This is a genomic window from Devosia sp. (genome assembly GCF_040509215.1).
In the GTDB taxonomy this organism is placed as follows: Bacteria; Pseudomonadota; Alphaproteobacteria; order Rhizobiales; family Devosiaceae; genus Devosia.
Genome location: NZ_JBEVLL010000235.1, coordinates 1 through 4,932 on the forward strand (window position 1 = coordinate 1; position 4,932 = coordinate 4,932).

The window sequence follows — 4,932 nt, forward strand, 5'->3', positions numbered from 1 at the left end:
CCCCGCGAGTGGCGAGAAGCCAAGCCAGCGCGCGAGTCGTCGTCATCGGCGGCGGTATCGGCGGCGCGACGGTCGCCAAATATCTGGCGGCGAACGCTGCAGGGATCGAGGTGACGCTGGTCGAGCCCAAGGCGCGCTACACGACCTGCTTCTTCAGCGCTCTCTATCTCGCCGGGATGCGCTCGCTCGAATCGCTCACGCATGGCTATGAGACGCTGGCGCAACGATACGGGATCAAAATTGTCCACGATTTTGCTGCGGCCATCGATCCGGTAGCGAAGACGGTCAATCTTAAGAGCGGCGGCAAGCTGCCCTACGACCGGCTGGTGCTCGCCCCGGGTATCGCTTTCAAATTTGATGCCATCGAGGGCTACGACGAGGCCGCAACAAAAATCATGCCACATGCCTGGATTGCCGGGCCACAGACCGAGCTCCTGCGACAGCAACTCGACAGCATGGAGGATGGCGGGGTTTTTCTGATCGTCTCCCCTCCGAACCCTTTCCGTTGTCCGCCCGGCCCGTATGAGCGCGCTTCGCTGGTGGCGTACTATTTCAAGCAGTTCAAGCCGCGCTCGAAGATCTTGATCCTCGATGCGAAGGACAGTTTCTTCGAGCAGGAGCTGTTTCAGGACGCTTGGGTCCGCCACTATCCGGGAATGATCGAGTGGCTGCCAGCCCAATTCACCGGCGGGATCAAGGCGGTCGACATCAAGGACTTGTCGGTCAAGACTGCTGGCGAGACCTTCAAGGGCGCGGTCGTCAATTTCATCCCGCCGCAAATGGCTGGCGGGCTCGCGCAGCAGGCGGGTCTTGCGGATCAGTCGGGCTGGTGTCCGGTCGAGCCAAGGACTTTCGAGTCGAAGCTACAGCGCGGGATCCATATCGTGGGCGATGCAACCAGTGGCGGCGACATGCCGAAGTCCGCCTTTCTCGCCAACAGCCAGGCCAAGGTCTGTGCCTTCGCCATCGCGGCGGCACTCACCGGCTCGGCGCGTTTTGCCCCTCATTTGTTTAACACATGCTTCACGTTTCTTGCCGCCGACGATGCGGTGAGCGACGCCATCGCCTTAGAGCCCGAGGGCGGGGCGATCAAGATCAGCGAAATCTTGATCAGTGAGGTGGGTGAAGATGCCGAGACCCGTCGGCAGGTCGTTAAAGCTGCGAACGGCTGGTACGACGCATTCACCCATGACGTGTTCGGCTGATTTTGAGTCGTTCAGCCCCGTTCGATGGCGGGACCAGCCATCACAGCAACGCCGAGACGGACGCTGTCAGGCTCCGCACTAGGCGGCGGCTCCAGGATCGCCCCCGGGATGGGATTGGGGAGCCGCGACAGCCGCAGGGAATTAACAACGAGCAGAAGGCTCGAACTCGCCATGATTGCGGCGGCCAGCACCGGCTGCAGCACACCGGCCACGGCGAGCGCCAAGGCGATGAGATTGTAACCAAAGGCCCAAGCGAGGTTGGTGAGGATCGTGCTTCTGACTTTGCGGGCCACGGTGATGATCCACGGCAGCATCCAAAGGCCGCCGTGCGGCAGCACCAGCGACGACGTCTCGCGCGCGAGATCGGTGGCGGACCCGACAGCAATACCGACATCGGCATCGGCGAGGACCGGCGCATCGTTAAGTCCGTCGCCGACCATTGCCACCACCCCATATTCTTGCCGGAAGCGGTCGAGCGCAGCGCGCTTGGCCTCCGGCGAAAGGCCCGCTTGCAGGTCTTCGATCCCGACCGCCGTGGCAGCCCGTTGCGCGGCAGGGGCGAGATCGCCGCTCAGGAGCGCGACATGCGGCCCGAGACGTTTTAATTCCTCGATTACCCAGCGCGCTTCGTCGAGCGGTGTATCGTCGAGGGCGAGCAGAGCCCGCACCCTTCCCTCCCAACCGAGATAGATAACGGTATGCCCGCTTGCCTCCAGCGACCGCGCGGGCTCGCTAAGAGACGGCGCAAGCTGCCAGCCGAGTTCGCGCATCAACACGTTGTTCCCGGCGGCGATCGGCTGGCCGTCGGCCTTGCCCGTTATGCCGCGGCCAGGCAGGGCGCGGACATCGTGCGTCACGACCGGTTCAAGGCCGCGCGTGGAAGCTGCCAGAGTGATGGCGCGCGCCAAGGCATGCTCGGAGTGGCGCTCGAGGCCGGCGCATCGGGCAAGTAGCTCGTCGGTCGGAACGCCGTCGCTTTCGATGCCGACGACCCGCGGTGTGCCTGACGTCAACGTGCCGGTCTTGTCGAAGGCGAGAACCCTCGTGCCGGCAAGAACCTCCAACGTGTGCGAATCACGGACAAGGCAACCGCAATGCGCCAACCGCCCAATCCCGAGTGAGGTCGCGAGCGGTGCCGCGAGACCAACCGCGCAGGGACAGGCGACCACCAGCACCGCGAGCCCGATGAGCATGGCCCGGTCGAACGCCATCGATTGAGACCAATAAGCGACCGTCAGCACTCCAAGGAGAACAACGAAAGGCACAGAGACGCCAACAACGTTGTCAGCAACGCGCTGAATCGCGCTGCGGTGGGACAGGGCCTCGCGAACCGAACGGCAAATCTTCGCCCAACGGGTGGCGGACCCGGCACCGCTGCTCTTGATCAAAAGCGCTCCGTCAAGACTGATGCTGCCGGCGATCACCGGAGAGCCGGCGCGTTTGGGAATTTGACGACTCTCACCGGTGATCACGGCCTCATCGGTGTGCGACTCGCCCTCAACGACCACGCCATCGATTGGAACGCGCTCGCCCGGCCGGACGCGCACCAGCACGCCGGCAGCGATGTCCCGCACCGGGCGGGTAGTCTCCGTCCCCCCTTCGACGACGGTGGCGGATTCGCTTTCGGCGGCGAGAAGCGGCTCGAGATCGCGCGCCGCCTTAGCGCGCCCGGCCGCCTCGATATAGCTGCCGATGGTGAACAGCATCAGCACCATGGTGGCGGTGTCGAAATAGACCTGGTCGCTCTGCTCGATGGTGGCGAAAACGGAATAGGCGTAGGCGGCGCCCACCCCGATCACAACGAGCGCCGACGATGTGACACGCCCCTGTGTCGCCTGAGCCCAGGTTTCCCGCAGGTACGGTTCGCCGAGAATGACGAGCGCCGGCGTCGCGAAGATCCACAACAGCAGGTGAATCCAGGGGATCAGCCAGGGATCGGCGCTGAACGTCCCAGCGTAGAGCAAGAGACTGATCAGCATGATGTTCATGGTGAGAAAGGCACCAACTCCGAGCCTGATCAGCAACCAGGCCGCGTCCCACTCCTCGTTCTGGCCGTGCTTCACCTGAAAGGCGATGCAGCAGCCATAGCAGCAGAAGGAACAGTCCTCGCCGTTCACCGTGCGCTGCATCGCGCGCAAGCCGACGGGCAGCAGGCAGTGGCTGCATAGATTGGCGTCTCGTTCGGTCATCCCGGACTTCCATGCGGGAACGCATGCAGATGGGCGCCAAAAGGCAGCACGCCGCGTCCGAGCGTAATCAGGCCGAGCAAGAGGATGAAGCTGCCAGCCAGCCAGACGCCGCGTTGCCGCCATACCGGCGCGAGCATGCGGCCGACGCCACCCATCATCAACATCGCGGGAAAGGTGCCCAATCCGAATGATAGCATGACGAGAAAGCCGGGCACCGCTCCGGCAGTGCTCGCCGCCTGGACGGCGAAAGCATAGACCAGTGGACAGGGGAGAAAGCCGTTGAACACGCCAAAGGCAACCGGGGCGGCACGGTTCTCTGAAGTCAGCAGATTGCGTAACGACAGCGCGAGCGTGCTGCCGCCGAAGCCGATCGTCACACCTTGAAAGCGCTGGAATAGGCCGAAAAACTGCAGCGCCATGGCGATCATGAGAAGCCCAGCGGCAATCGCCAGAATTCGCTGGGCGCCGTCGAGCGGGCCGTTCAGCACTGGGACGGCCAATCCACGTGAGGTGCACAGAATCGCGCCCAACGCGCCGGCCACCGCACCCAGGAAACAGTAGGTGGTCAGCCGGCCCGCGTTGTAGAGCAAGTGGCGGCCCACGGTCGCGGCCGCTCCGCTAGTATCGCGACCGAGCGCACAGGCGAAGCCGCCGCACATGCCGATGCAATGAAAGCTGCCTGCGAAACCGGCGGCAAATATCACGAGATAATAGGTCACTGGCAGATTACCTGACCAGTCGCCCACCGGTCGCCGGAGGGCTCGTGCGCGGCGCCCCTACCAGCGGATCAGCCAAATTACCCAAACGAAAAAGGCAGTATGGGCAATTGCGCCGCCGATGAAGGCGATAGCCTGGTACACATCCGCGTTCGCGAACGAGAAAGCTGTATGTTCGAGCACGCGCTCCTCCTCCTCAGCCGAAAGAGGCTAGGCTCACATTGACGGCCAGCGCGGTGAACAGCACGATCAGATTCACAATCGCCGCCGCCAATACGAACTTCGCTGCTAGCATGTTCGGTTCCCCTTCACCCCCGGATATCGGGGATCGCGATAACAATACCACCATGCCGAGGTACACGGAAGCCGTAAGGCGACGTCTGCAAGTTTAGGACACAAGCGCGGCCCGCTATGAGCCGAAAATTCTTGCCGCGCGCCGACGACATGCCGATCAACCCCCGACGCCTGAGCGCACCGTCTACAGCGTACGAGGAGGAGTCTAGGTCGGTTACGCCTCGGGCGCGGCAGGTCCTCGTGTCTAGTCGAAATCCATGTCGTGATGATGGTCATGATCATGACCGGGAAGCTCTGGCGGCGGCGGGCCCAGTACTTCGACCACTATGGCTTCGGTGGTGATGAGAAGTCCCGCCACCGACGCCGCGCTTTGGAGTGCCGCACGCACCACCTTCGCAGGGTCGATTATGCCCTTCGACAAGAGATTCCCGTATTCGCCCGCTTGGACGTCGTAGCCGTAGGCGCTGTCTGTTTTTTCGAGGATCTTAGAAATGACGACAGAGCCGTCAAGTCCGGCATTGATTGCGA

General features: G+C 63.1%; 5 protein-coding genes. 1 reads left to right on the forward strand and 4 read right to left on the reverse strand.

Annotated elements, in window-relative coordinates; translation table 11 throughout:
* A partial coding sequence (locus tag ABW043_RS13035) for an FAD-dependent oxidoreductase (protein ID WP_502908645.1) occupies positions 1 to 1,205 on the forward strand: 1,205 nt, incomplete at its 5' end.
* 11 nt (positions 1,206 to 1,216) lie between these two features.
* Here the strand turns inward: ABW043_RS13035 and ABW043_RS13040 are convergent.
* From ABW043_RS13040 to ABW043_RS13055, 4 genes are all read right to left on the reverse strand, one after another.
* On the reverse strand, positions 1,217 to 3,394 hold the full coding sequence (locus tag ABW043_RS13040) for a heavy metal translocating P-type ATPase (protein WP_353921639.1): 2,178 nt from the start codon (positions 3,392 to 3,394) through the stop codon (positions 1,217 to 1,219).
* Positions 3,391 to 4,113 carry a sulfite exporter TauE/SafE family protein gene (locus ABW043_RS13045; protein ID WP_353921640.1) on the reverse strand — a complete coding sequence of 241 codons (723 nt, stop codon included), beginning with the start codon at positions 4,111 to 4,113 and terminating at the stop codon, positions 3,391 to 3,393. Before ABW043_RS13045 ends, ABW043_RS13040 begins: the two co-directional genes overlap by 4 nt.
* Positions 4,114 to 4,170: 57 nt before the next feature.
* Entirely contained in the window at positions 4,171 to 4,293 is a 123-nt protein-coding gene (locus ABW043_RS13050) for a hypothetical protein (RefSeq protein WP_353921641.1), read from the reverse strand.
* A gap of 355 nt (positions 4,294 to 4,648) precedes the next feature.
* Positions 4,649 to 4,932: TCP-1/cpn60 chaperonin family protein (locus ABW043_RS13055; RefSeq protein ID WP_353921642.1), on the reverse strand; the 284-nt coding region annotated here is incomplete at its 5' end.